28 protein-coding genes and 1 tRNA gene are annotated in these 25,062 nt (G+C 63.1%); 14 read left to right on the forward strand and 15 right to left on the reverse strand.

Annotated features, from left to right (window positions below; all coding sequences use genetic code 11):
• Positions 1 to 14 precede the first annotated feature (14 nt).
• From NMD1_RS17635 to NMD1_RS21270, 3 genes are all read right to left on the reverse strand, one after another.
• Positions 15 to 890, reverse strand: coding sequence for an AraC family transcriptional regulator (locus NMD1_RS17635; protein WP_125956022.1), 876 nt, complete (start codon positions 888 to 890; stop codon positions 15 to 17).
• 391 nt (positions 891 to 1,281) lie between these two features.
• Positions 1,282 to 3,780 (reverse strand): TonB-dependent receptor, encoded by a 2,499-nt coding sequence (locus NMD1_RS17645; RefSeq protein ID WP_125956024.1) that lies wholly within the window; start codon positions 3,778 to 3,780, stop codon positions 1,282 to 1,284.
• A complete protein-coding gene (locus tag NMD1_RS21270; RefSeq protein ID WP_158453993.1) occupies positions 3,755 to 3,979 on the reverse strand; it encodes a hypothetical protein in 225 nt (74 codons plus the stop codon). The genes NMD1_RS17645 and NMD1_RS21270 overlap by 26 nt, the downstream gene beginning before the upstream one ends.
• Here NMD1_RS21270 and NMD1_RS17650 point away from each other — a divergent pair.
• Positions 3,978 to 5,171 (forward strand): sensor histidine kinase, encoded by a 1,194-nt coding sequence (locus NMD1_RS17650; RefSeq protein ID WP_158453994.1) that lies wholly within the window; start codon positions 3,978 to 3,980, stop codon positions 5,169 to 5,171. The genes NMD1_RS21270 and NMD1_RS17650 overlap by 2 nt on opposite strands.
• A 173-nt stretch (positions 5,172 to 5,344) precedes the next feature.
• Positions 5,345 to 5,719, forward strand: coding sequence for a response regulator (locus NMD1_RS17655; protein ID WP_158453995.1), 375 nt, complete (start codon positions 5,345 to 5,347; stop codon positions 5,717 to 5,719).
• Positions 5,720 to 5,907: 188 nt separating this feature from the next.
• On the opposite strand, the gene NMD1_RS17660 is transcribed toward NMD1_RS17655, so the two are convergent.
• Complete coding sequence (locus NMD1_RS17660; RefSeq protein ID WP_125956030.1) at positions 5,908 to 7,002, reverse strand: Zn-dependent alcohol dehydrogenase; 1,095 nt, start codon at positions 7,000 to 7,002, stop codon at positions 5,908 to 5,910.
• 285 nt (positions 7,003 to 7,287) lie between these two features.
• Here NMD1_RS17660 and NMD1_RS17665 point away from each other — a divergent pair, with 285 nt between their 5' ends.
• Positions 7,288 to 7,881: a response regulator transcription factor gene (locus tag NMD1_RS17665; protein WP_124810551.1), complete on the forward strand. Its 594-nt coding sequence runs from the start codon at positions 7,288 to 7,290 to the stop codon at positions 7,879 to 7,881.
• A 159-nt stretch (positions 7,882 to 8,040) separates the two neighbouring features.
• On the opposite strand, the gene glmS is transcribed toward NMD1_RS17665, so the two are convergent.
• From glmS to glmU, 4 genes are all read right to left on the reverse strand, one after another.
• Entirely contained in the window at positions 8,041 to 9,864 is a 1,824-nt protein-coding gene (gene glmS, locus NMD1_RS17670) for a glutamine--fructose-6-phosphate transaminase (isomerizing) (protein WP_125956032.1), read from the reverse strand.
• 12 nt (positions 9,865 to 9,876) lie between these two features.
• Entirely contained in the window at positions 9,877 to 10,245 is a 369-nt protein-coding gene (locus NMD1_RS17675) for a type II toxin-antitoxin system VapC family toxin (protein WP_124810549.1), read from the reverse strand.
• Positions 10,246 to 10,248: 3 nt separating this feature from the next.
• The gene (locus NMD1_RS17680; RefSeq protein WP_125956034.1) at positions 10,249 to 10,503 is read right to left on the reverse strand and encodes a CopG family transcriptional regulator; all 255 of its coding nucleotides are present in this window, start codon (positions 10,501 to 10,503) and stop codon (positions 10,249 to 10,251) included.
• A gap of 81 nt (positions 10,504 to 10,584) precedes the next feature.
• On the reverse strand, positions 10,585 to 11,967 hold the full coding sequence (glmU, locus tag NMD1_RS17685; protein ID WP_125956036.1) for a bifunctional UDP-N-acetylglucosamine diphosphorylase/glucosamine-1-phosphate N-acetyltransferase GlmU: 1,383 nt from the start codon (positions 11,965 to 11,967) through the stop codon (positions 10,585 to 10,587).
• A gap of 60 nt (positions 11,968 to 12,027) precedes the next feature.
• Here glmU and NMD1_RS17690 point away from each other — a divergent pair, with 60 nt between their 5' ends.
• The 3 genes from NMD1_RS17690 (at position 12,028) to NMD1_RS17700 (ending at position 13,902) form a co-directional block, all read left to right on the forward strand.
• Positions 12,028 to 12,696, forward strand: a complete 669-nt coding sequence (locus NMD1_RS17690; protein ID WP_125956039.1) for an HAD-IA family hydrolase — start codon at positions 12,028 to 12,030, stop codon at positions 12,694 to 12,696.
• 175 nt (positions 12,697 to 12,871) lie between these two features.
• Positions 12,872 to 13,738: a glutathione-dependent disulfide-bond oxidoreductase gene (gene yghU, locus NMD1_RS17695; protein ID WP_124810545.1), complete on the forward strand. Its 867-nt coding sequence runs from the start codon at positions 12,872 to 12,874 to the stop codon at positions 13,736 to 13,738.
• An 89-nt stretch (positions 13,739 to 13,827) separates the two neighbouring features.
• Positions 13,828 to 13,902, forward strand: a tRNA-Gln gene (locus NMD1_RS17700).
• Positions 13,903 to 14,081: 179 nt separating this feature from the next.
• On the opposite strand, the gene NMD1_RS17705 is transcribed toward NMD1_RS17700, so the two are convergent.
• Both NMD1_RS17705 and NMD1_RS17710 read right to left on the reverse strand, forming a co-directional pair.
• Positions 14,082 to 14,342 (reverse strand): hypothetical protein, encoded by a 261-nt coding sequence (locus tag NMD1_RS17705; RefSeq protein ID WP_125956041.1) that lies wholly within the window; start codon positions 14,340 to 14,342, stop codon positions 14,082 to 14,084.
• A 58-nt stretch (positions 14,343 to 14,400) separates the two neighbouring features.
• Complete coding sequence (locus tag NMD1_RS17710; protein ID WP_124810543.1) at positions 14,401 to 14,748, reverse strand: hypothetical protein; 348 nt, start codon at positions 14,746 to 14,748, stop codon at positions 14,401 to 14,403.
• Between the two features lie 430 nt (positions 14,749 to 15,178).
• Between NMD1_RS17710 and NMD1_RS17720 the strand changes: the two genes are divergently transcribed.
• Genes NMD1_RS17720 through NMD1_RS17740 form a run of 5 tightly spaced genes read left to right on the forward strand, consistent with a single transcriptional unit; the run spans position 15,179 to position 18,415 of the window.
• Positions 15,179 to 15,760, forward strand: coding sequence for a 2-hydroxychromene-2-carboxylate isomerase (locus tag NMD1_RS17720; RefSeq protein ID WP_125956043.1), 582 nt, complete (start codon positions 15,179 to 15,181; stop codon positions 15,758 to 15,760).
• A complete protein-coding gene (locus NMD1_RS17725) occupies positions 15,757 to 16,452 on the forward strand; it encodes an SDR family NAD(P)-dependent oxidoreductase (RefSeq protein ID WP_125956046.1) in 696 nt (231 codons plus the stop codon). The genes NMD1_RS17720 and NMD1_RS17725 overlap by 4 nt, the downstream gene beginning before the upstream one ends.
• Positions 16,453 to 16,496: 44 nt before the next feature.
• Positions 16,497 to 17,246, forward strand: a complete 750-nt coding sequence (locus NMD1_RS17730; RefSeq protein ID WP_233497770.1) for an SDR family NAD(P)-dependent oxidoreductase — start codon at positions 16,497 to 16,499, stop codon at positions 17,244 to 17,246.
• Positions 17,246 to 17,851, forward strand: coding sequence for a 2-hydroxychromene-2-carboxylate isomerase (locus tag NMD1_RS17735; RefSeq protein ID WP_125956049.1), 606 nt, complete (start codon positions 17,246 to 17,248; stop codon positions 17,849 to 17,851). The genes NMD1_RS17730 and NMD1_RS17735 overlap by 1 nt, the downstream gene beginning before the upstream one ends.
• Positions 17,852 to 17,887: 36 nt before the next feature.
• Positions 17,888 to 18,415 (forward strand): helix-turn-helix domain-containing protein, encoded by a 528-nt coding sequence (locus NMD1_RS17740; RefSeq protein WP_125956051.1) that lies wholly within the window; start codon positions 17,888 to 17,890, stop codon positions 18,413 to 18,415.
• Positions 18,416 to 18,433: 18 nt separating this feature from the next.
• Here NMD1_RS17740 and NMD1_RS21685 read toward each other — a convergent pair whose 3' ends face one another.
• Both NMD1_RS21685 and NMD1_RS17745 read right to left on the reverse strand, forming a co-directional pair.
• Positions 18,434 to 18,565, reverse strand: coding sequence for a hypothetical protein (locus tag NMD1_RS21685; RefSeq protein WP_255352116.1), 132 nt, complete (start codon positions 18,563 to 18,565; stop codon positions 18,434 to 18,436).
• Complete coding sequence (locus tag NMD1_RS17745) at positions 18,562 to 19,464, reverse strand: alpha/beta fold hydrolase (RefSeq protein WP_233497771.1); 903 nt, start codon at positions 19,462 to 19,464, stop codon at positions 18,562 to 18,564. Before NMD1_RS17745 ends, NMD1_RS21685 begins: the two co-directional genes overlap by 4 nt.
• A gap of 174 nt (positions 19,465 to 19,638) precedes the next feature.
• On the opposite strand from NMD1_RS17745, the gene NMD1_RS17750 reads away from it, so the two are divergent.
• From NMD1_RS17750 to NMD1_RS17760, 3 genes are read left to right on the forward strand one after another with little or no spacing between them, the layout of a single operon-like run.
• Complete coding sequence (locus NMD1_RS17750; RefSeq protein ID WP_124810537.1) at positions 19,639 to 20,067, forward strand: tautomerase family protein; 429 nt, start codon at positions 19,639 to 19,641, stop codon at positions 20,065 to 20,067.
• A gap of 12 nt (positions 20,068 to 20,079) precedes the next feature.
• Complete coding sequence (locus tag NMD1_RS17755) at positions 20,080 to 20,868, forward strand: SDR family oxidoreductase (RefSeq protein WP_125956056.1); 789 nt, start codon at positions 20,080 to 20,082, stop codon at positions 20,866 to 20,868.
• A 23-nt stretch (positions 20,869 to 20,891) separates the two neighbouring features.
• Entirely contained in the window at positions 20,892 to 21,500 is a 609-nt protein-coding gene (locus NMD1_RS17760; RefSeq protein WP_125956059.1) for a TetR/AcrR family transcriptional regulator, read from the forward strand.
• 436 nt (positions 21,501 to 21,936) lie between these two features.
• Here the strand turns inward: NMD1_RS17760 and NMD1_RS17765 are convergent, their stop codons facing one another.
• From NMD1_RS17765 to NMD1_RS21275, 3 genes are all read right to left on the reverse strand, one after another.
• Complete coding sequence (locus tag NMD1_RS17765) at positions 21,937 to 22,665, reverse strand: SDR family NAD(P)-dependent oxidoreductase (RefSeq protein ID WP_199558158.1); 729 nt, start codon at positions 22,663 to 22,665, stop codon at positions 21,937 to 21,939.
• A gap of 219 nt (positions 22,666 to 22,884) precedes the next feature.
• Positions 22,885 to 23,787 (reverse strand): SDR family oxidoreductase, encoded by a 903-nt coding sequence (locus NMD1_RS17770; RefSeq protein ID WP_125956063.1) that lies wholly within the window; start codon positions 23,785 to 23,787, stop codon positions 22,885 to 22,887.
• 586 nt (positions 23,788 to 24,373) lie between these two features.
• Positions 24,374 to 25,062 (reverse strand): putative Ig domain-containing protein (locus NMD1_RS21275; protein WP_233497773.1); only part of this gene is annotated, 689 nt, incomplete at its 5' end.

Genomic DNA, 25,062 nt, shown 5'->3' on the forward strand with positions numbered 1-25,062 from the left:
GAACCGACACGCCGTCACCCTGGGTATGCGCGATACTTCTCCGGGGTCATGTCAAAGATCCGGACGAATGCGCGCGAGAATGCTTCCAGTGATCCATAACCGAAGCGCGAGGCGACATGCTCGATGGAAAGGCTTCTGTCGTTCAGAAGCGCGGCCGCCGCTTCCATCCGCATTTTCACGGCATACTCGAACGGTGTCTGCTTCGTTTTCTGCCAGACCGACTGCATGAACTCCGTGCGCGACATCTCGGCCACCTGCGCCATGTCCCCCAGGGTGGGGACGACATGGCCGTATCGCAGGAACTCGATGAGCCGATCGGGCTTGAGCTCGGGCACGGTATCCGGTGATTGAGCTGTCCTTAGGCTCCGCAGCCGGAGGCGTGCTGCGGTTTGAAGCGTCCAACCCTCCGCCATGATGGAAAACCCGGGATCATCGCTCCAGTTGGTGAGGTCGGCCAAGCCATGGCGTATCGCCGGATCATCGAACCCGATCACCGGATCGCTCGCTGCGTTCTCCGCCAGCTCGGCAGGAAAGAACACCGCGATGTAGCTGCAGGTGTTTCCGACGGTGTAGTCACCCTGGGCATCCGCACCGGGAGGCAGGTAGAACAACCTGTGCCGTCTCGGCGAGTAGCTCCTTTCGGCCGAGCCGCCGACGCTGAGATTGTATCCGGAGAAGCCGCTCCGCAGGCACATCATCGTGGCGACGGGTTGCCGGTACAGCCACTCAAGAACCGGCTGCGGCGCGGTTCTCCTATTGAATTCGATGTGCACGGCCGAGCTCGTCAACGTGCTCTGCCGTGCCACCTGCCCCGAACCCGAAATCGCGCGATAGGCGACGTCACGGCCGGAGACGTCACCCTCAATGTCGAGTTTCGTGAATTCAGACAAACTTCAGTCCCAATACCGGAAATCGGCAGCACGTTTTACGCGCCGACAATGGTCCACCCTCCCCGAGCTGGCCATACATACCAAGGTATCGGCACCGCGGACCGAATGGCGGTCTGTACGGAGTACTAGGTCGTAAACTCATAATCAGCAGGCTCGAGGCGTCCAAATGGTGAACATATCGGGCCGAAAGGCGCGCCGCGAAGGCTGGTTGCCTTTGCAAGCGCCTTTCGGTTCGAGATGGAAGCGATTTGGACGTCCCGTAGGGATTTGACCAAAATGGCCCAGCGCGGCGTCGGAGTGGTTTGAAATATCGACATATTCCTGCACCCCTCCTTCTTGCGCCGGGCCATTTTGCTTCAAACCTCGAGCCTGCTGATTATGAGTTTACGACCTAGAGACGGTAGCTCGCCCGCAAACCGAAGGTTCGAGGCATCCCGGTGAAGCGTACGTTGACGTCAGGCGATACCGTGCTGGTGAACGTCCCATACTTCTGGTCCGCGACGTTCGTGACATAGGCCTGGACGGTCCAACCCCCATTCACAGTCACGCCCGCCCGCAGATCGACGATCGCATACGGGTTGAGGTAAAGGGCTGCGATTTCTCCGAGGTCGGCATTCGTCCCCGACTGGTATTTGATACTCGCGCCGGCGAACACCTCCGAGCCACCGCTGCCAACGGTTCGGCGATAGCCCATATTGCCGAACAGCTGCCACTTCGGCGTCAGGGGGAACGGCTCCCCGCCAAGATCACGGCGCCGGCCATAGGCGTCATAGGCGAGAAATGGACCCAGGATGGAACTGCTTGTCAGATTCATCCCGGCCGCGAGGTCGACCCCCTTGAGCGGCTCGGCGTCCACCGTGACCTCACCTCCCCAAACGCTTGATCGGGTGATGTTCACGAGTGCTCCGACCGGTCCAATGTTGGGATCGATCGTCTTTCCGCGCACCTGCTTGTCGCGGTAGTCGTAGTGGAAGGCAGCCGCAGATATGCGCACGCGCCCTCCCAAGCCCGTGGCCTTCGCTCCGACTTCATAAGCAATGACGGTTTCCGGCTTGGCAGGCGCGAACTGGCTTGCAACCGTTCCGGCGACGGTGGGAAATGCCGCGCTCTTCTGACCTCTGCTCACGTTGGCGTAAAGCATGATCGCTGGGTGCAGCGACCATTTGAGGCCGGCGCGCCAGGACCAGTTCCGATCAGAGAATTCCGTGTGGGTGACCGCGGGCAGGAGACGATCCGAAAGCGACACGCATCCGCCAGCGGGAATGTTCACCGTCGTTCCCGAAAGCGTCGTTGCCACGCGGCCTACATACGCCGCAAGGCTGCCATCGCCACCATCGTAGCTACACCCCTGAAACCTTCGGCGTTCATCGGTATAGCGTCCGCCGCCCTCAAGAGTCAGCCTGTCCGTGACGTCGACCTCCAGATTGGCAAAGACCGCCCAACTACGGTTGCGATGTCTCGTCTTGGTTTGAATGGCGTCGAACGGAAAACTGCTGTCCTTTATGGTGAGAGCCAGTTCATCCTTGACCCGTTCCCGTTGAAAGTTTCCTCCCACCATCCACTTGACCGGTCCCTGCTCAAGCCGCGCGCGCAATTCCTGGGAGAATATGGAGACCCGCCCCGGAGTCCGGGACTGGAGAAGCTGAAAGTTCGTGCCGTCTGAATCCGACGTATCGTCACGCGACAGGTCCTGCCACGATGTGATCGAGGTGAGGGTGAGGTTCTCGAGCCGATAGAACACCCGGAGGTAAACCTGGTAGTAATCGGCATCACGAGCGAACGTGCCATCATCCGACCAATCGGCCAACCGGTTGTTGCGCACGCCCGCAGGATGGCCTTGGACGCCCTGAGGTAGAGGCGGGCTCGCGCCCCTTAGCGTCACCAGCTGTCCGGCCTGGGTATCGGACCGATCCCGCCACCCGTTGATGTTGAGCAGGATATCCAGATTGTGGGCTGGGTTCCATTGGGTCAGGAGGCGGGCGATCAGCAAGTCCTTGCCCCCCCTTTTCTCTCCTGTCCTATCGCTCTCCTGCCAGTCGCCACCGCGTTCATATCTGGCCGAAAGCCGCACCTTGAGATTCGCGGCGATGGGGCCACTTACGAAGCCCTCGTTGGTGAACTGCCCAAAGCTGTCGATGTCCGACGATAGGCCCACACTCAGGCGGTCCGTCGGCTTCGCGGACACGAAGTTTATCGCCCCCCCTGTGGAATTCTGTCCGAACAGCGTTCCCTGCGGCCCCTTTGCCACCTCGACGGTAGCGAGATCCAGCGCGGCCCCGGTTGACAGTGCCGAGTACGGAAGCGGCGCCTCGTCGATGTAGATTGCCACCGCTGGCGGAGCGGTCAGGCTGTTGTCGAAGTAACCGATCCCTCGAATGGAATAGACGGGCACCCCATAGGTAGATCGGGTGAATGTCAGGCCTGGGACCACCTTGGCCAGCCCGGCCACGTCCTGAATCCCCCGCGATGCAAGATCTTCCGAGCTCAGTATCTGCAGCGACCGCGCTTGGCGTTGAGGATCGCTCCCGAGCTTGCTCCCGGTCACGACAATCGCGGGTGTCTCTTCGTCCCCACCGGCCGGAATGGCATCCTGGGCGAGCGCGCCTCCGGATGAGCCGCACGCCGCAACGCCGGCGCCAAAGAAAAGAATCCGCCCTAGCACCCGATACCCCACCTTCCTCCGCGTGTGCTGCGGCGGACAGACGGAAGTGTCACTACATGCGATCGTATGGGTCGCTAGGGTACTGGCCCCGGGATATTGGCTAAATAAGCGAATACTAGGGAGAACCACCCTTGTCCTCTCGGGGAGAATCCAAGAGCGTTGCGAAGTCCATCTCCGGTGCCCTTGGCTTGCCCCGGAATGATCAGGTGCCTTCCCTCCCCTCAACACCGGTGTGCAAAGCTCCCGCGCTCATCGACGGGGCAGGCTGGCTCTCCGACGCTGGCTGCATGTCCAGCCCGGACACGGTGCCTTGGAACAACAGGACGATCTCCGGGAAGAGCAGGCGGAATTCGGAGGACGACGATTGCGCGCCGCGCCATCGCGAACCGTTCGAGAAGCCCGGATGGAGTTGGTATGAGATCTTCATGCAGATCTCCACCATCGCGTTCGTCGTCGTTGACGCCCGCGAGCGTTCGCGCAAGGCGGACGAACTGCGCAAGAACGGCGTCGAAGATTTCAAGGCCTACCTGTCCGAACGTCCGGCGGACCTGGCTGCGCTCACCAGCGCCGTCCTCCTGGATCTGAACGATGCGGCCGTCGAGATGTTCGGGGGAACGGATAAAAGCGAGTTCATCGGGTCGCCCACCCACCGGTTCTTCGATCCGCTGTGTCCGGTTCTCAAGAACGTCTCCGCGGCCTATTTCGATGGAAAGCACGAATACCACGAGCAGGCTCGCTCCATTCGTCTCGATGGGTCGGGCTTCGACACGATCTTTGCCGCGGTGATGCGGGTTCCGAATGGACCACATGGGGTCTGGCTTGCCGCGTTCATCGACATAACCGAGGAACTCAAGAGGCGTGCAGCCCTTGACGGCCTGAAGGAAGAGCTCGCGCACTTCTCACGCATCTCCATGCTTGGCGAGATGTCGGCATCTGTCGCCCACGAGCTGGGCCAGCCACTCAGTTCCATCTCGATCTCGGCGATGGCGGCGACCCGGTTCCTTGAACGCGAAGTTCCCGATGTGGCAGCCGCCCTCGACGCCATAACCCGCATCTCCTCGCAAGCCGGCCGGGCACGCGACGTGATGGATCGCATCCGCGGGATGGCGGCACGTCGGGTAACGAACGCCGTCACCGTTCCGGTAGTCGACCTCGTCAGGGAATCGATGCAATTCATCAGGCACGAACTGGAAAGGGGAAAGATCACCTGGTCCGTCGATATTCCAGACCTGCAGAAGCACATTCAGGTGGACCCGATCCAGATCCAGCAGGTCCTGGTGAACCTGCTTCTCAACGCGGTCCAGATACTCAAGGACAGTCAGACGCGCCGGCCTGCGATCCAGGTTGCCGGCCATCACCACAGCGACTGCTACGTGCTGGAGATAAAGGACAACGGCCCGGGGATACCCGCCGAGAGCCTCTCCCGGATATTCGACAGCTTTTACACCTCCCGCCCAGAGGGGCTCGGACTGGGCTTAAGCATCTGCAAGACCCTCGTCGAAGCCCATGGCGGGACGATCGTCGGACTGAACCGAACGGATCAGCCAGGCGCGATCTTCCGGGTCACCCTCCCGGTTCTCCCTACGGCGCACCACCGGTCGGAAGACCTAACGGCGTGATGACAATCGATACCATTGATCGGCGGCCGGGAACGATTTCCACGGACCTCACCTGCGTGATGCCCTCGTTCTCCATGCCCCATGGAGGGGAAAACGAGCCCGATGATGCAGTAAGCCTTGCCGACGCGAGACGGTGAGATCAATGGTCCAATCGAACGATTGAAGGAAATGAGTTGCTCGGGTCTCCACTGATTGGCGTCATCGAGGACGACGAGGATGTTCGCCTTTCGTTGGAGGACCTCCTGCACAGCCTCGGCTATCGGACCAAGTCGTTCGCGAACGCCGACGCCTACGTATGCGACGAGGAATGCCGGCCCGACTGCGTTTTGAGCGATGTCCAGATGCCTGGCATGAGCGGGATCGAACTCACCAAGCATATTCGCCGGACCCAGCCCGATGTACCCGTCGTCCTCATCACGGCTTTTCCAAGCAAGGACATCGCACGGCAAGCCACCGACGCTGGAGCCAGCAGCTTCCTTAGAAAGCCATTCGATCCAGCCGACCTGCTCGCCTGTCTCGAACGCGCCTTGCGACGTCCGGATGACTAGCTCCTGGTTTTACAGACGCCTTGCTTTCAAAATCTGCTTCCGTTCCTGACCTGCTTGTATACCGGGTTGCAGCAAATCTCGCAGCAAACGAACACGCCCTGCCGGCCCCGCGATTTCCTGCAGGGGGTTTTGAACAGCCCGCGAACTTGCGCCGGGATGCGTGCGAAGTTCCGCGTCGAAGCTTCCGGTCAGAACGAGGTGATGACCGAGCGGGCAATCGCGCCGTGCTTCAGGTCTTCGTATGCCTCGTTGATCTCGGAGATGTTCACCTCACTCGAGATGAGATCATCAAGATTGAACCGACCCTGCAGGTAGAGATCCGCATACATCGGGATGTCATGCTTGATGTTGCTTGATCCCATGAAGACGCCCTTCACCTCGACCTGGCGCACGATCACGTCAAGACCGGCGACGGGGAAGGTCTGTCCGGGACGGTGAAGGCCGACGAGATATGCCGTCCCGCCCGGTCGGACCAGTTGAACCGCAAGTTCCGTGGTCACGGGCAGTCCGATCACCTCGAAGGCGTGGTCCGCACCGCGCGGCAGGATTTCTTTCACCGCGGCGACAGCGTCCCGTTCCCCCGAGTTGACGAAGTCGGTCGCGCCGAACTTTCGGGCGAGTTCTTCCTTCGCGGGCTGGTTGTCGATCGCGATGATATGCGAAGCGCCGGCAAGCTTCGCTCCTGCGATGGCGTTCAGCCCAACACCCCCGACCCCGATCACGACGACGGTATCGCCGGTCTTGAGGTCCGCCGAGTTGATCGCCGCTCCCGCGCCCGTTATCACACCACAACCCAAAATCGAGGCCTGCGGGAAGGGCACAGCCTCGGGAATCTTCACGAGCTGGTTCTCATGGACAAGCGCCTGCTCGGCGAAGGCGGCGGTTCCCCAGCCGGTGTACACCGGCTTGTCGTCCGACATCCTCGTAAGCCGCTGACCGTCGCTCGTCGCGCGCATCGTCTCCTCGGGATGCTCGCACTGGTACGTGCGACCGGACAAGCAGGAGACGCAATGACCACAGAACTGCACGAGCGATCCGACCACATGGTCGCCGACCTTTAGCTCGCGGACGTCCGGTCCGACTTCGCGAACGACACCCGCCAACTCATGACCGAGCACGGCCGGCAGGGGCACACCATAGTTCGCCTCGGCGAGATGAAGATCGGAATGGCAGAGCCCGCACGCCTTGACGTCGACGAGCACCTCCCTGCCCTTGGGTATATCGATCCGGACATCCTCGACGTCGAAGCGGCCCTCGTTGGCGTTCAGAACAGCTGCCTTCATACCCCATTCACCCTTCTCGCCGATCCGCCACCAGAGGGGGACCTTCCCGCTTAAGGAAGGGGTTTGAGAGCGAAGCAGCCAGCCCTACCCCGGTATGGCCCCGCCCGAACTCCGTATGCGAGCGGCTCGCAGAAATCGCGCCCCCATACCGAAGTATCCTCGCGCCTCCGCCACTTAGATGGCATTCCGTGCTGCGAACCGACATCCTCGGGCACGTTCAGACGGGAGGCCGCATTGTTGAATGAAGCAGGAACGGCCGCCGCCAGCAGCGCCTCTCAGGAGCCCATGATCCTGATCGTGGACGACGATCAGGATATCAGGGACAGCCTGACGGATTTGTTCGGGTCGGTCGGCATGCGGACGACTGCATACGGCAGCACCAACGAGATGTTGGGCGACACGCTGCCCGACGGCCCGACCTGCCTTGTCCTCGACCTCCGACTGCCCGGCTCCAGTGGTCTCGAACTGCAGGCGCAGCTGGCGAGCCAGGGCGTCGACATCCCGATCATCTTCATCACGGGCCATGCCGATGTTCCCACGTCGGTTCGCGCCATGAAGGCAGGCGCGCTGGACTTCCTGTCAAAGCCCTTCCGCGAGCAGGAGCTTCTTGATGCGGTCACGGATGCGCTTCGCCGCGATGGCGAGCGCCGCAGCGCGCAGCGTGAGCGCGACTCGGTCCGCCAACTCGCGCAAGAACTCACAACGCGAGAAATCGACGTGCTGAAGGGCGTCGCGCGAGGCCTCCTGAACAAGCAGATCGCCTATGAGCTCGGGATAACCGAGGTCACCGTAAAAATGCATCGATCCAGCGCCGGCAAGAAACTCAAGTCGATCTCCGTCGCGGACATGGTGCGGAAAATCGATCTCCTCGGTCTCTGAGTGCTCGCAGGCAACGGGACGCGCTCTATGCGTTCATTGCCGAGCATCGCGATCGCTTTGGCGCGCGGGCAGCGACAAGGTCCATGGCTACCGCAAGCGGCACGATGTCCTGCTGCATCATGGCGCAACCTGTTGACCGAGCGGCGGGGGAGAACGATCCTACTCGACGGTAACGCTCTTCGCGAGATTGCGCGGCTGGTCGACATCGGTGCCCTTGGCCACCGCGACATGATAGGCCAGCAACTGCACCGGCACCGCATAGACAAGCGGCGCGATCAGCGGATGGACACGCGGCATCTCGATCGTGGCAAGGCAGCCCTCGCCCGCTTCGGCCAGTCCATCGGCATCGGATATCAGCACGATCTTGCCGCCCCGCGCCCGCACTTCCTGCATGTTGCTGACGGTCTTCTCGAACAGCGGCCCGCTGGGGGCGAGGACGATCACCGGCACCGCCTCGTCGATCAGCGCGATGGGGCCGTGCTTCATTTCGCCCGAAGCATAGCCTTCAGCATGGATATAGCTGATTTCCTTGAGTTTCAGCGCACCCTCCAGCGCCAGCGGGTAATCCGGACCACGCCCGAGGTAGAGCACGTCGCGCGCCGGCGCGATCAGCGGCGCCATCGCCGCGATTTCCTCGTCGTGGCTCAGCGCGGCATTGAGCGCCGCCGGCGCTTCCGCCAGCTGGTTGACGATTTCGGCTTCCTCCGCCCGGTCGATCATCCCGCGCTTGGCCGCGAGGTGCGCCGCCAACGCCGCCAGCACGGCAAGCTGGCAAGAGAACGCCTTGGTCGAGGCGACGCCGATTTCCGGCCCGGCGTGGGTGGGTAGCAACAGGTCCGCCTCGCGCGCCATCGAGCTGGTCGGCACGTTGACGACGACCGCGATCGTCTGCCCGGCCGCCTTGCAGTGGCGCAGCGCGGCCAGCGTATCGGCGGTCTCGCCCGATTGCGAGATGAACAGCGCCAGGCCGCCCGGCTCCAGCACCGGATCGCGATAACGGAATTCCGAGGCGACATCGATGTCCACCGGCAGCCGCGCGAAGCGTTCGAACCAGTACTTCGCGACCATGCCGGCGTAGTAGCTGGTGCCGCAGGCGACGATCGTGACGCGGTTGATCTTCGACAGGTCGAAATCGATCTGCGGCAGCGCGACGGTCTGGTCCACGCGGCGCAGGTAGCTGCGCAGCGTCTGGGCGACGACGATCGGCTGTTCGAAGATCTCCTTCTGCATGAAGTGGCGGTAATTGCCCTTCTCGATCGCCGCCGCCGTCGCTCCGGAGGCGACGATCGCGCGCTTCACCGGGTTGTTGTCGACGTCGAACACCTGCGCACCATCGCGCGTGATGATCACCCAATCGCCTTCTTCGAGGTAGGAAACCTTCTGCGTCAGCGGCGCAAGCGCCAGCGCATCGGAACCCAGGTAGGTTTCGCCATCGCCGTAGCCCACCACCAGCGGCGAGCCAAGCCGCGCGCCGATCAGCATTTCCGGGTGCTGGCGGAAGGCGATGGCCAGCGCGAACGCGCCGCGCAGTTGGGGCAACACCGCCCGGACCGCGTCCTGCGGCGAAGCCCCCGCCTCGACCTGTTCGGACACGAGATGCGCGACCACTTCGGTGTCGGTCTCGCTCTCGAATCGGCGACCGCGCGCGATCAGGGCCTCGCGCAACGGGCGGAAATTCTCGATGATGCCGTTGTGGACCAGCGCGACCTCGCCCGTGGCGTGGGGGTGTGCGTTGCTGGTGGTCGGCGCGCCATGCGTGGCCCAGCGGGTGTGGGCGATCCCGATTGTGCCGGGCGCCGGATTGCGCGCCAGTTCGACCACCAGGTTGTTGAGCTTGCCTTCCGCACGGCGGCGGACGAGCTGCCCATCGTGCACCGTACAGACACCGGCACTGTCATAGCCGCGATACTCCATCCGCCGCAGGCCATCGACGAGCCGGTCCGCAACTTCATCCTTCCCGACGATTCCGATAATTCCGCACATGGGACGCGACTTTCAACAGAGGGTGTAAGGAACGCGGATGCCCGGCATGTTGGCCGGAAAATCCTTGGTATTTCGTGTCACGAGAATAGCGCCATTGACTTGCGCGGTCGCAAGAATGAGCGCGTCGAGCAACTTCATGCGGCTGCGATGACGGATGTCCGCCGCCGTGGCGGCGATGCGCGCGTCTATCTCCACCACTTCGAACGGGGCGATGATCTGCTGCACGGTATCGCGCTGTTCGAGCGGTTCGCCGGCGAGAATTTCGGCCCAGACGATCCGGCTGATCCGGTGCCGCTTGTAGCGCGAAAGCTCGGCCACGGCTTGCGGACGGTCCTTCAGCCAGTCGACCAGAATGTTGGTATCGAAAAACGGATCGGCCACGGATCACACCTGGTCGTAGGGCGTGCGATCATCGCGGATCGCGCGCTGGTATTCCACAGCATCACCGATATCGGCACGATCCTTCCAGTAACCCGCGCCCCGTGCGATCCAGTCGCTGCGGCGCGATGCGCGGTTCTGCGCCTTGAAGCTCGCCACCGCCTCGCGCAGCACCGAGGCGCGCGACTTGCCCTCTTCGGCCGCGCGGGCATCGAGCCATTGGATGTCCTCATCGGGAAGATCGGCGAGAATGCGAGTCATCGTGATATACCGATATCATATCATGATATCATGGCAACCGAATTTCCTGCCGTTCCGGAGCTGATGCGATCGGGAGAGGGCCTATCCCTTCTTCTCGGCCTTCTTCTTCTTCATCGCATCGTGGAAACGATCGGCCCAGCCGGGCTTGATCAGCTGTTCCGCGCGCACCATGCGCAGTTCCCCGGCGGCAACATCGCGGCTGACCGCGCTGCCGGCGGCCACGATCGCATCCGCGCCGATCTTGACCGGCGCGATCAGCGCCGAATTGGAGCCAATGAAGGCGCGTTCGCCGATCACCGTGCGATACTTGAAATAGCCATCGTAATTGCAGGTGATCGTGCCCGCGCCGATGTTGGCCCCCGCCCCAACGTCGGCATCGCCCAGGTAGGTCAGATGATTGGCCTTGGCGCCTTCGGCCAGATTGGCGTTCTTCACCTCGACAAAATTGCCGACCTTGACCTTCTTCGCCAGGTTGGCGCCCGGGCGCAGGCGCGCGAATGGACCGATCTGCGCCCCTTCACCCACGGTCGCGCCTTCGAGATGGCTGAAGCCATGGATCACCACCTTGTCCGCCACCGTCACACCGGGGCCGAACCACACGTTCGGCTCGATCGTCACGTCGCGGCCGATCGCGGTGTCCCACGCGAACCATACCGTTTCCGGCGCGACCAGCGTGGCGCCATCGGCCATCGCCCGCGCGCGGCGGCGCTGCTGCCAGCGCGCCTCGGCCTCGGCCAGTTCACCCCGGCTATTGATGCCGGCCACCTCGTCCGCATCGGCGGTCACCACCACCGAACAGGCGCGGCCATCGGCGATGGCGATGTTGACGATATCGGGCAGGTAGTATTCGCCCTGCGCGTTATCATTGCCCACGCGCGCCAGCAGGCCGAACAGGTCGGCCGCGCGCACCGCCATCAGGCCCGAATTGCACACGCGACAGGCGCGCTCCGCCGCGCTCGCATCCTTGTGCTCGACCATCTTCACGATGCGCCCATCCTCCGCGATCACGCGTCCGTACTGAAGCGTGTCGGCCGGCTCGAAGCCCAGCACGACCACGGCCGGCGCATCGCCCCCATGCAGTCGGTCGATCATCGCACGCATGGTTTCCGCGCTGACGAAAGGCACGTCGCCGTAAAGAATCAGCACGTCACCGGAAAAGCCGGAGAGCGCCGCTTCCGCCTGCTGCACGGCGTGGGCAGTGCCAAGCTGCGGGTCCTGCACGGCGATGGCCGCGCGCTCGCCCAGCGCCTGCTCCAGCTGCTCGCGCCCATGCCCTGCCACGACGACGCAACGTTCCGGCGCCAGCGCATCGGCACTGGCAAGCAGGTGCAGTAGCATCGGCCGGCCGGCGATGGGGTGCAGCACCTTGTGCAGATCGCTTTTCATGCGGGTGCCCTTGCCGGCGGCAAGGACAATGATGGCAAGGGGAGAGGAAGCGGCGGCGGCAGGATTCGGTTCGGTCATACCGGGTCATTGCCAGCAAATGCTTGCGCTTTCCAGAACGGTCCGCCACGTGCCCTGCCCATGGCACCATTTCCCTTCGACATCGTCGGCTTCGATCTGGACGGCACGCTGCTGGATACGCTGGGCGATCTCGGCCAAGCGCTCAACCATACGCTTGCCATCGCGGGGCGGCCGATCCTTCCGGTGGAAGAGGTGCGCCGCTTCGTCGGTGGCGGCGCGGGCCAGATGCTGCGCGGCGCGCTCGCCGCCAGCGGCGGGGTGGACGAAGCGGCCCTGCCCGCCTTGCAGGACCAGCTCTATGCCTTCTACGCCGAGAATATCGCCCGCCATTCGCGCCTGTTCCCCGGCGGCGCGGCGATGCTGGACGCGCTGGATGCGCGCGGCGTCCGGATCGCCGTAGCCACCAACAAGAAGGAATCGATGGCGGTCCGGCTCTTCGAGGAACTCGGGCTGCTGGACCGCTTCGCCACGGTGATCGGCGGTGACACGCTCGGCCCCGGAAGCGCCAAGCCCGCGCCGGACATGCTTCATGCCATGGTCGAACGCTGCGGCGGCGGCCGCGCCGCTTTCGTGGGGGATACCACGTTCGACATCGGCGCGGCGCGCGCAGCGGGGATTCCCGTGGTCGCGGTCGGCTTCGGCTATCACGACCTGCCGCCGCACGAACTCGGCGCCGACGCCGTGATCGACCATTTCGACGAGCTGGTGCCCGCGCTCGAACGTCTCTGAAAGTTCTCGTTTCAGTGCGACAACCACAAACATCGGACTTTCGGGTCTGGTGTGGCCGCGCCGCGCCGCCATATTCAACGGCAACCTGAACGCCCTCCGTGCATCCGCGCTTGCGGACGGGGCTGGCGCAGGGCAAATGATAGCAAGCCTAACAATATCCGCGAAGGAGCCGGTGATGTCTGAAGAATACGTTCCGCCGAAAGTCTGGGCCTGGGACAAGGAGAACGGCGGCGCCTTCGCCAGCGTGAACCGACCGATCGCCGGCCCGACGCATGACAAGGATCTCCCGGTCGGCAAGCATCCCTTCCAGCTCTATTCGCTAGGCACGCCCAATGGCCAGAAGGCCGCGATCATGCTGGAGGAACTGCTGGCGCTGGGCTTCAGCGAAGCCGAATACGATGCCTGGCTGATCAAGATCTTCGAAAGCGACCAGTTCTCCTCCGGCTTCGTCGATATCAACCCCAACTCCAAGATTCCCGCGCTTGTCGACCGCAGCGGCCCGGAGCCGTTTCGCGTGTTCGAATCCGGCGCGATCCTGATGCACCTGGCCGAAAAGTTCGGCGTGCTGCTGCCCACGTCGGGGAAGGAACGCGCCGAAACGCTTTCCTGGCTGTTCTGGCAGGTCGGTTCCGCCCCGTTCATCGGCGGCGGCTTCGGCCACTTCTACAACTACGCGCCGTTCAAGATCGAATACGCGATCAACCGCTACGCGATGGAAACCAAGCGCCTGTTCGACGTGGCGAACCGCCAGCTCGCCAAGACACGCTTCCTGGCGGGTGACGACTACACCATCGCCGACATCGCCACCTATACATGGTTCGGCAACCTCTATCGCGGCGAAGCCTATGGCGAGGCGGCGACGTTCCTGTCGATGCACGAATACGAGCACGTCGGCCGCTGGGTGGGCGAGATCGACGCGCGCCCCGGCGTGCTGCGCGGCCGTCTGGTCAATTCGGCCAAGGGGCTGGCCGAACGGCACGACGCCAGCGATTTCGACACGCTGCCGCCCGAAAAACTGCAGGGTATCGTCAAGGGTTTCTGACCCGACGATCGCCTGGACGAGGGGCGCGCGAAGAAGTTCACGCGCCCCCTTCCCTTACGCAAACGCCCCGCTATAAGCGCGCGACCCGCTGGGGCGTCGCCAAGTGGTAAGGCACCGGTTTTTGGTACCGGCATTCGCAGGTTCGAATCCTGCCGCCCCAGCCAGTCGAGCCCTCATGATTCGGCTTGGTTCCAGTGGGTTACGGCAAATCGGCCCAATGGCCTAGCAGCCGAGTTGAAAGTGTTTTTCAGATTGACAGCTTCCTTGCGCGGCCTCGAGGTCGACCTTGAAAGCGATCCTTCCCGCCGGCTTGGCGATCTGCAATTTCCAGAAACAGCGCGGACTAAACCGACGTTTCAACGAGCTCGACGATTTCGAAGGCAAATTCCCTCCAGCCTCGCATTTTCGCCGCTTCCGCGAGAGCAAGGCGTTTGCGGCGCGCTTCTGTGAGCGAACGGGTGTGCCCCCAGAAGACTTCCGTCTTGCCGTTCGCCAGTGTCGCCACAATCCGCCAGTAATGCGTCAAACTGTCGGTCGTCGGCCCGATGGTCTTCACATAGCCGTCAGGCATGGTGGCAGTCAGATAACGGCGTTTTCTGGCCATGAACCAGTCTCGCGTGCGGGCTGGCCGCTTTGAGGCGCGGCGCGATCAGGGGTTGCCGTCACGCTTGCCTGGCCTCGCCGAGCCGGTCGAGCCAAGCTTGCGCCTGCTTGGGCTCGCCGACTGCGTCCGGTTTGACCGGGCCGCGCGATGCCAGGAACTCCTGGTGCAGATCGAACGGCGACATGGCCAGCTGCTCTCGCATCTGGTCGATCGCCTTGCCTGTTTCGAGCAGATTGTCGACAAACGGCGTCGCAGCATTGCGCGATATGCGATCCGCATTGTGCCCGAACAGGCCCCATTGGCCTGCGGCGGTGACGCGCAGGGCCTCGATCAGCGCCTTCGCGTAGTCCGCCTCGAGTTCGGCACGACGGTTATCAAGCCGTTCCAGTCTATCAGCTCTGGCCATGCTCTAGCCCGTACACGGTGCAATGGGTGGCGGCAATGCAGGCGGCAGTTGTCGGAGCGTGTTGAATGGCCTCTTCTGGGTGCTGCGTTCCGGGCCTCGGTGGCGCGACCTGCCCGAGCTATGGGCCGTGCGCACCGATTTACGCCCTGCGGCGTCCAAGCAGGCGCCGAGCGCAACCATGCAGCCGATCCGTGAGGCAATCGCCCGGTTCGAAGATGATGACGGTTGGGTGCCCCTTGGCCACCTGGGCCGGCGTCTATGTCCTTTATGGAAAGCTCAGGGAACGTTGCAAAGGCCGCTGCGCCCGCCGCATAAACCAACGCCTGCTTTCGACGCGCCGATAGCTTTTGGTTGAGTGAGTTCTATTTTCGAACTAACAAAGAGTGCGAATCCGCGAAAGGCGCGGACAGTTGCGGGAGGATTTCCAGCCATGCGGAGCCTTGAATTTCACTTCGATTTCCGTAGCCCCTACTCCTATCTCGCGCTCACGCGGCTGCCGCTCCTGGATGCCGAAATCGATTACCGGCCGTTCGACGTTCTCGACGTGATGGGCAAGGTCGGCAACGTGCCGACCAGCGTCACCTGCCAGGCAAAGCGCCGGTATCTCCAGCAGGACCTGCGGCGCTGGGCGATGCATTACCAGGTGCCGATTGCCCCCAATCCGGGGATGGCGAACATGGATACCCGCGCCATGCTGCACGCCATGCTTGCCGCGCGGCGAAAGGGACTGGCGGCAACCGCTGCCAGCGCGCTGTTCAAGGCGGTCTGGGCGTCGCAAGTCCCGATCGCGAGCGAAGGCGATATTGCGTCCATTCTCGAAGGCGCCGGCATCGACGGGGCTGCGCTCGGCGATCTTGGCAGCGCCGAAGCCGCAGCCGAGCTGGCCGCCGTCAACGCCGAAGCCGCCGAACGGGGCATCTTCGGGGCGCCAACCTTTTTCGTCGGCGAACAGCAGTTCTTCGGCAACGATCGTCTGGAATTTGTCGCAGCTGCGTTGGAGGCCCAGCCATGAAACCACTTGCCATCATCACCGGCGTAGGTCCGGGCACCGGGGCCGCGCTGGTGCGGCGCTATGCGGAAGGCGGCTACCGCGTCGCCATGCTGGCCCGCGACGTTGGCCGTCTCGATACGCTGGCGCGCGAGGTTCCGGACAGTTTCGCCCTTCCCTGCGACGTTGGCGATCCCGACGCGCTCCTTGCCGCGCTCGACCAGGCGGCAGCGGCCGGCGGCCCGGTCAAGGCGGTCGTACATAACGCGGTGGGCGGCGCGTTCGGGAATTTCCTGGATGTCGATCCCTCGGTGCTCGAAGCCAATTTCAGGATCAACGTCATGGCGCTCTACCATATCGCGCGGTGGGCCGTGCCGCACATGGAAGCCGAAGGCGGATCGATCCTTGTCACCGGCAACACGTCCGCCGAGCGCGGCAAGGCCCTGTTCGCAGGTTTCGCTCCGACCAAGGCGGCGCAGCGCATTCTTGCGGAGTCGATCGCGCGCCAGCTCGGCCCCAAGGGCATCCATGTCGCCTATCTTGTGATAGACGCGGTGATCGACGTGCCGTGGACGCGGGAGCGTTTCCCCGGCAAGCCGGACGACTTCTTTATCCAGCCGGCCGACATCGCGGCGGAAGCCTTCCATGTCGCGCACCAGCCCAAAAGCGCGTGGTCGTTCCGCACGGAAATCAGGCCGGCGGGCGAAGTCTGGTAGCGCGGGCAGGCTTTCCCCACAGTGGCACAAGCGAAAGGAACGGCGTGATCATCGAACCCAAACAGGCCTCGGTCGCCATCGTCGGTGCCGGCGACTATATCGGCGGCGCCATTGCGAAGCGTTTCGCACGGGCAGGCTATCTCGTGCAGGCCGGGCGCCGCAACGGCGACAAACTCCAGCCGCTCGTCGACGAGATAGAGGCCGAGGGCGGCCGCATCGCGGCGCGCGGGCTGGACGCCCGCATTCCCGAGGACGTCACGGCCTTTCTGGCCGAGGCCGAAGCCGCGGCACCGCTCGAACTCGTGGTCTTCAACATCGGCGCGAACGTCAATTTCCCGATACTCGAAACCACCGACCGGGTGTTTCGCAAGGTCTGGGAAATGGCCTGCTTCTCCGGGTTCGTCACGGGGCGCGAGGCCGCGCGGATTATGCTGCTCCGACAGCGCGGCAAGATCTTCTTCACCGGCGCCACCGCCGGCCTGCGCGGCGGCAAGGGCTTTGCCGCCTTCGCCTCCGCAAAGTTCGGCTTGCGCGCGGTGGCGCAGTCCATGGCGCGCGAACTGTGGCCCCAGAAAATTCACGTCGCCCACCTGATCATCGACGCCGGCGTCGATACCGCCTTCGTGCGAGACCTCATCGCCAAGCGCGAAGGCCCCGACGCGCTGGAGACGCTCGATCCGGACCGGCTGATGCCGCCCGAGGCGATCGCCGACGCCTATTGGGATCTTTTCAACCAGCCGCGGACCGCCTGGACCTTCGAGCAGGAAATCCGCCCCTATGGAGAAACCTGGTAATGGCGGGCAAATCCATCGCGTTCCTGTTCGATTTCGGCTCCCCCAACGCCTACCTCGTCCACCGCGTCATCCCGCAGATCGAAAGCCGGCATCCGGTCGTCTTCGATTACGTGCCTGCTCTTCTGGGGGGCATCTTCAAGGCGACCAACAACCAGTCGCCGGCCACCGCCTTCGCGCATATCCCGGCCAAGCTCGCTTACGATCGGCTGGAAATCGATCGCTTCTGCGCCCGTCATGGCATCGCAGACTATCGCATGAACCCGCATTTCCCGGTGAACACGCTCACCCTGATGCGGGGAGCGATCGCGGCGCAGCATCTCGGCCTGTTCGCGCCTTATGTCGAGGCTGTGTTTTGCGCGATGTGGCGCGATGGGCTCAAGATGGATGATCCGGAGGTGTTCGCCCGTGCACTCGATGCGGCCGGCCTTCCGGCCGGAGAAATCGCGGCCCGAAGCCAGGCCCCCGAGGTCAAGGGCGGCCTCATCGCCAATACCGACCGCGCGGTCGCGCGCGGCGCCTTTGGCGCGCCAACGTTCTTTGTTGGCGACGCGATCTATTTTGGCAAGGATCGGCTATACGAAGCCGTCGACGCCGCCCTTGCCTAGCGTCAGCAAATCAAAATTACCCGGACGGAGACAGAGATGCGGTGGAACGAACTGGATGAGGAGGCCTGCTCGCTAGCCCGGACGATGTCGGTAATCGGGGATCGCTGGACGCTGCTGATCCTGCGCGAATGCTTCCTCAGGGTGCGGCGGTTCGACGATTTCCAGGAACGGCTGGGGATCAGCCGCGGTATCCTTGCCGAACGGCTCAAGAAGCTCACCGACAGCTCGATCCTGACCAAAGTTGCCTATCAGCAGGACCCGCCGCGCCACGAATACCGCCTCACGCCCAAGGGGCTGGACCTCTATCCGATCCTGATGTCGCTGGTGCATTGGGGGGACGAACATCTTTCGGACAAGGCGGGCCGCCCGCTGGTGCACGTCCATGCCCTGTGCGGTTCGGAATGCGATCCCGTTCTGGCCTGTTCCGAATGCGGCGAACCGCTCGATCCGCGGCAGGTCCGTGTCTATCCCGGCCCCGGCGCACCGCGCCCGCACAATATTCCGTTTATCGCCGCGAGCGTTTCCGCGCCGCCAGAGGGTACGCGCAAGCGCAAGCGCGCCTGACGCGGCACGCGGCCTAAATCAGGCCCAAGGTTGCCGCCGGCGACGGCGCTCGGCTGCCTCCATGTCGATCGCTTCGGTCACGCGGCCAAACGCCAGAAAGTGCTGCCACAGCACCGCAAGGCGCTGCCGGTCCATTTGCCACCGCGTCATGCCAAGCTGCCCGGCGGCGGAGAATCAAGAAACAGGCCGGCGTGTTCCACGAAAAGGGAGGGATACTGGAAGTGCGAGGCATGCCCCGCGTCGGGATAGAGGATGAGCTGGGCGCCGGGAGTGTGCTGTTGCAGGTAGAAGCTGTTGATCGTGGGGATCATCACGTCTTCGGACCCGTTCACGACGAGCGTGGGCACCGCGATCGCCTTCAGGTCGGCAAAGCGTTCGCCCTTCGGTAGTGCCCAGTCGCGCGCTGCCGCAACTTGCGCCGCGATGGATTCCGGCCTTATCGGTGCGTCGAGGTCGGTAGTGCGCTGGTGGCGACGATCCCAGAATGCCTTGCCCGCAGCGACCGCCGCCTCCGACCGTCCGAAAAACAGAAACAGGAAATCGTCGAGGTTGCCGTTGCCGCGCGCATGTTTTGCAACGTCGGCCTGGTAGGGCGTCGGGTCGCCGCCGCGCGGTCCCGTGCCAACGAGAATGAGCCGGCGCAGGCGATCGCTGTGTTGCTTGGCATAGGCCTGGGCGACCATCCCGCCCATCGAGAAGCCGAGAAGATCGAAACGCTGGAGACCGAGCGCGTTGGCAAAGGCCGCCACGTGGCCGGCCATGGCTTCGATGGTCGGCGGGACGGCGCCGCCCGAAAGGCCCACACCGGCGTTGTCGAACAGGATTACCGGGCGGCCGCGCCCCAATCCGTCGGTCACCGCCGGATCCCAATGGTCGAGCCCACCGGTAAAATGCTGCAGAAAGACCAGCGGCACACCCTGCGCGGCACCAAAGCGGCGATAGGCATAGCGCACGCCATTGGCCTCGACGAAACGTGTCGGCGCATCCCCGTGGCGCACGCCCGCGGGTCGCGCGAGGGCGGCCGATGGTAACACGGCGCCGGCGGCCACGATCGCAGCACTACCCAGGCCTAGCACCGCTCGGCGCCCGACGGCTCCAGACACTTTCCGACCCGTTTCATTCACCGCTTCCATCGACCGCTCCGCTTAACATTACAATTGACATGTAATCCAGCAACCTTACTATGACAAGTGTAATCCAATGGTGCCTGACAGGAGAGACCCATGCCGCTCTGGACAATCTATCATCCCGCCGATGCCTATTCGGACAGCGACAAGGCCGAGCTTGCGGAGAAGATCACCGACCTTTACGGCACTGTCATGCCGCGCTTTTACGTGGGGATCGTGTTCCAGCCGATTGACGCCCGCAATTTCTACGTGGCCGGCAAGCCCGCCGACCGGTTCGTGCGGATCGTCATGGAACACATCGCGCGCTCTTTCCCCAGCATCGAGATCAGCCGCCGTTTCATCGATCGCGTCAACACGCTGCTCAAACCCTATGTCGAGGACCGGGGCTTCGACTGGGAGTTCCACATCGACGAAACGCCGTTCGACTACTGGTCCATCAACGGCTATTTTCCGCCGCGCGCCGATACCGAAGACGAAAAAAGGTGGCGCGCCGAAAACCGCCCTTCCCCGCGCACGCACGACTGACGGAGCACGCCCATGTCCGACAGGAAGACCGCCGTCATCACCGGAGCCTCATCGGGCATCGGCGCCGTTTACGCCCAGCGGCTTGCCGCGCAGGGCTATGACCTGCTGCTGGTGGCGCGCCGCGCCGATCGCCTCGCCGACCTTGGCGCAAGGCTGGAAGCCGAATTCGGCATCAGCGTCCAACGCTGGATAGGGGATCTCGCCGATCCGGCCGATCTCACCCGGCTCGAACGCCGCCTCGAAGAGGAGCCCGTGGCCATGCTGGTGAACAACGCCGGCGCGGGCGGCCTTGGCCCCACGGCCACCACCGGAGCCGACGCGCAGGAAGCGCTGATCCGCCTCAACGTCATCGCACTCACCCGCCTGTCCATCGCCGCGCTTGCGGGGTTCCGCAAGGCGGGTAACGGCACGCTCGTGAACATCGCCTCGGTCATCGCCTTTGGCCCTTCCGCAGGAGGGGCGTCCTACAGCGGCTCGAAAGCCTTCGTGCTGAACTTCACGCGGTCCCTGCAAATGGAATACGCCGATAGCGACATCCGCATCCAGGCCATCCTGCCAGGGCCGATCCGCACCGAGTTTTTCACGTCGCAGGGTCTCAGCGATTCCGTCTTCCCCGACACCGCCTACCTTTCCGCCGAAGAGCTTGTCGATGCCGCGCTCAGCGGGCTGGAACAGGGCGAGAAAGTGACCATCCCCAGCCTTGGCTCGCCCGCGATCTGGGACGCGATCGAAACCTCGCGCCAGGCGTTCTTCAAGGACGTGCTCAGCGGGCAGGTCGCCGAACGCTATAAGGGCGGCTAGAATTTCAGGAAGGTGGAGTAAACGTGGCAAAATACAGCGAGGACCATAAGCGCGCGACGCGCGAGGCGATCCTCAAACACGCCGCCGAGCGATTCCGCCGCGAAGGGATCGCGGCGGTGGGTGTGCGCCCGCTGATGGCCGACGCCGGCCTCACCCATGGCGGTTTCTACTCCCATTTCGGATCGCGGGCGGAACTGGTTGCCGAGACACTGGAATATGCCAGCGCGTCGACGCACGCCTACTTCGAGAAAGCGGTTGCCGATTGCCCGGATGACAAGAAGCTCGAGACGATCGTGCGGAGGTATCTGCGCCCGATCCATCGTGACCATATGGGGCTGGGCTGCGCCATCTCCGCGCTTGGCCCCGAAATCGCCCGGGAAAGCGAGGCGACGCGCCACCGCCTTACCCCCCGGAACCTCGGGTTGGTGCGCCTGATCGCGGAGAACCTGCCCGCGGGTGGCGATGCCGACGAGCGTAGCGAGCGGGCCAGCGTTGTTTTCGGTGCCATGCTCGGCACCTTGCAGCTCATGCGCATCGAGACCGACCCGGAGATTGCCGCCCGGCTGGCCAAGGCGGGCTGCGAGGCCGCCCTGCGCATCGCTTCGGCGCCCTGGCGTTCCCCGGCTGCCTGACGCGCCTGCTGCACCATCATTCGGGCACTGCCTTGGCCCGATCAAGCAAGGGGCGCGGTATCCTCGATTGTGGACCGGCGTGCAAAAGGGGGGCTGACTCAATTCCGTGCGGATCTGACATTTCCACGCTGCGTGCGGCCAACTCCACCGGGGTCAGCAAGGCGCGCGCGTCGATGACCTTGAAAGCATGGGACGGTATACCAGGTAAACAGAGGCCAGGTATCAGGGAGGGTCTTGAGTGCCGCGAACGGCCGCTATCGGGGCGGCACTTTCCATCACGGCGCATAGACGGCTAGCGACCCAGATCAAGCCGTTCCGGCGCGTGCTCCGGAGCGTCGGCTTGCGCCGAAACCGATCATTCGGCCGATCGACGGCTTCCAGTCTGCAGTGCGCCCACTCAAGTCGTCCGAACTTTCGAATGCCTTTTCTGGATCCATCAAACTTGAGCGCGGCCACCGTCAACGAAAAGCTCGGTGCCGCTGACGAAGCTCGAGTCTTCTGAGGCGAGATAGAGCACTGCCCGAGCCACTTCTTCCGGTAATCCCACGCGGCCCATGGGCACTGTAGAGGTCAATTTCTGGAACGCCTCGGCTGAGAAGCGTTGTGTTGCGGGCGTATCTATCGGCCCCGGGCTGACCACGTTAGAACGAATTCGCCTATCCTTGAGCTCGATGGTCCATGCGCGCACGAAGTTGCGCAACGCAGCTTTGGTCGCACCATAAACGCCAAAGCCGCTTGTGCCCTTCACGCCTGCCACCGAGCCCATCAGGATGATCGAGGCGCCGTCCTGGAAAAGCGGAAGGGCCTTCTGCACCGCGAACACGGCGCCCTTGACGTTGATGGAGAAGAGCCGATCGAAATGCTCTTCCGTAAGCTCCTCCAAGGTTACGCTTTCCGCGATCCCTGCGTTGGCCACCAGCACGTCTAACTTACCCATGGCCGCAACCCTCTCGAACAGACGGTCCAGATCTTCAAGCGACGCTACATCACCGCGGAATGCCAAGGCGCGTGGTCCAAGCGCAGCTACCGCATCATTGAGTTCCTGCTCACGTCTGCCAGTGACGACAACGCGCGCACCGTTCGCCACAAAAATCTGTGCAATTGCCAGGCCGATGCCGGAGCTGCCGCCGGTAACAACCGCGAGCTTACCATCGAGTTTCGACACGGTGCATATCTCCATATATATTGAACATCTTTGAGAAAAATGCACTCAATGTGCACATTCACCTGAATTAATTGCGCTATTTTTGGGTGAAAGTTTCTTGAATTACTCAAACAGCGATAACTGTTGGGTCAGCTTCCATGCATCTGCTTTGGCGGCGCGTGCGCTGCCCCAGACCGATCCCGGACGATGCTTAGGTTGAAGCACTGGATGTGTCGCGAGTCAGAATTTTTGCAGGTCAGCCGATGGCCGAAATCCTGCTGCATTTTCCAGCAGCCAATCTGCAACCGATCGGGCATTTTTGCCCGTAAGTTCGCGGACGGTTGTTGTGGTTTCGGCCAAAACGCCTTCACGAAAAATTCGGTCGAGCCCTAACAGAAGGTCCGCAACCATCTCGCTTACCCCTGATGCCAACAGATACTCGCGATGTTCCGCGTGCGTGCGATGATGATAGGAAACTGTCCGCCCCAGAATTGAAGACAGCTCTTCTGCGATTTCGGGCATGCTGACAGCATGCGGGCCGGTGAGATGATAGGCACGCTGGGCGCCAATGAAACGATCGTCGAGCAGGGCAATACGGGCAACGTCCGCAATATCGCGGGTGTCGATCAGGTTGACCTTACCGTCGCCAGCGGTTCCTCCCCAGTGACCCTCCGCGACCGGCTTTTTGGCCCGTGCGAGAACATCGACGAATGAACCGGGCCTCAACACGGTGTAACCGATCTGTTGGTTTGCGAGATGGGCTTCGATTTTCATATGCCAGTCGAAGGGGTGCAGATGCGTGGGCGGGCCAAGCGCAGATAGCTTGACGATATGGGATACCCCTGCCTGCACGGCCGCATCGATCACTGCGATTTCGTTCTCAACTTGGCGGTCGGACGTCCCGTGGGCAAGGAACAGGCGATCCACTCCATCAAGAGCGGATGCGAGCGACGCTGCGTTCGAGAAATCCACCTCGGCCGTCGGTATTCCGGCAGGCAAGCGGTCGGAATTGGCATCCCGCGTCATGGCGATCAAGTCGACCGGGTCGTTTGAGAGGCTCGCCACAAGCGTGGCACCTACTCTACCGGTTGCGCCCGCTACAGCTATGCGCGGGCGTGAAGCGTTACCTGAATGTCCGTTCATAACCAACCTTCGACCTTATCTGGCTCGAGATTGATTATGGGTAGTCGAACTTAAGCGCGCAGGACGTACGATGGTATGGTGCCCCATCCATTCCCTGCTTCAAAAATATGTAAATCCACAGTCGTTTGCAAATGACCGGGCCAGCGCAGCGGCCCCCTTTGTGGCGTAATCGGGAATGACCGCTATCCACCATCCATCGTTCAACACCTGCCGATCCGTTCACGGCCAGTCCCTTCCATTCCGGGAACGATCATCGGTGCTTCATGAATGGCAGGTGTCGGCTAGGTCCCTGCCATTTTCGGCGCAGCTCGGGAACGGCAGCTTCGTCCCAGCCCTCGTCATTCAAGCGCTGCACTGCGGCGAACAAACGGCGGGTTCCGACACCCCAGACCGGACCCCTGAACGTCCGGCATAGAGGCGGCAATTTGCATCACATCGTCTTAGTAGCAGCCGCCCCACCCCTTGCGCACCGAAGTGCCAAAGCAGACGTCAGGTGTTGGACAAGCTCGCAGGTTTCAACGCCAGGACCTGTCGGGCGATGATGTGCCGACCGAGAGACGCCCGTTATCATGCAGAGGCATATTGGTTATTGTCCCTGCATTTGCTTCGCGCGCCCCGATGCCGCTGTGGGAATGGTGCGGACCGTGTTGCACTCGGTGCCACCGGCACCGAACTGATTGGGTTTGACCTCGATGGAGACGCGCCGCGTTGTGCCATCGGCTTGGGGCACCAATTCGACAACGATGACGGGCACGTTCGCAGCGGCAGTTCCGTTCGATGGCCTGCCCTTGATCGCCCCCGTTCTCGGGTCGATCGTGATCCAGCAGGGCAAATCCCCGCCGTTTTCGGCCATGGCTGTTATCATCTGGCCCTTCGGTGCGGGCGCGATTTGCGGGCGCAAAACTTCGCGATTGGGGTCCATTTGTGCAGAGACCGGATCGCCGTGAGTCGGTTTGACGTTTGTGTCATGCCCGCTCATCGATGCAGGCTCGGCGAACTGAGTTACGGGACGGGAACTTGTCGTGTCGTTCGACATCCCCTTGGATCGTTCGGTATCGTTCATTCCTGTCCGATCGCCCTGCTGCTCGCGCTGCGGTCCGGTCGTGGTGGTGGTGCCACCGCCCTGCTGCTCGCGCTGCGGCCCGGTCGTGGTGGTGGTGCCGCCGCCCTGCTTTTCGCGCTGCGGCCCGGTCGTGGTGGTGGTGCCGCCACCCTGCTTGTCGCGTTGCGGCTCGGTCGTGGTGGTGGTGCCGCCGCCCTGCTGCTCGCGCTGCG

It is taken from the genome of Novosphingobium sp. MD-1 (assembly GCF_001014975.1).
In the GTDB taxonomy this organism is placed as follows: Bacteria; Pseudomonadota; Alphaproteobacteria; order Sphingomonadales; family Sphingomonadaceae; genus Novosphingobium.